The following is a 423-nucleotide window of genomic DNA, read 5'->3' as shown; positions in this document are numbered from 1 at the left end:
CCTCAGGCCGCTGCGGGGAGGCTCTCGGGCGATCCGACTTCGGAAAGGAGCGCGCGCCGCTCGGACACCAGCCGGACGGAGAGATCGGCGCGGATGGCGAGCTTCGAACGATCCGGCGAGGCGGCGATCTCGGCGTCCAACGCCACGAGTCGGCGCCACATCGCCTCGACTCGGGCGACAGCGAGGATCCGAGGATTTCGCTCGACGAGGATCGCGATGGCGTCCTGGACCGCCCCGACGGCCGCGAAGGCGTGCCCGATGTCGACGGGGCGTCCTCCTTCTCGCCAGGCGACGGGCTTGGCGGAGAATGCGATGACGAACGCGCCGGAGGTCTCGCTGTAGGCGAACGGGATCTCGATGCCCGTCGCCATGCCGTCGACCACAAGCGCCCCCGCCTCGAGGCTCGCACGCGCCACCGGAGAG

General features: G+C 70.9%; 1 protein-coding gene. It reads right to left on the bottom strand.

Annotated features, from left to right (window positions below; all coding sequences use genetic code 11):
* Positions 1-2: 2 nt before the first annotated feature.
* A partial coding sequence (locus tag ES017_RS15515; protein WP_216367600.1) for a hypothetical protein occupies positions 3-423 on the bottom strand: 421 nt, incomplete at its 5' end.

The sequence above is a fragment of the Anoxybacillus sp. EFIL genome (assembly GCF_013096955.1).
Taxonomy (GTDB): domain Bacteria; phylum Bacillota; class Bacilli; order Bacillales; family Anoxybacillaceae; genus Anoxybacillus; species Anoxybacillus ayderensis.
Note: the sequence above shows the minus strand (reverse complement) of the source record. Positions and strands in the feature narration are given on the sequence as shown.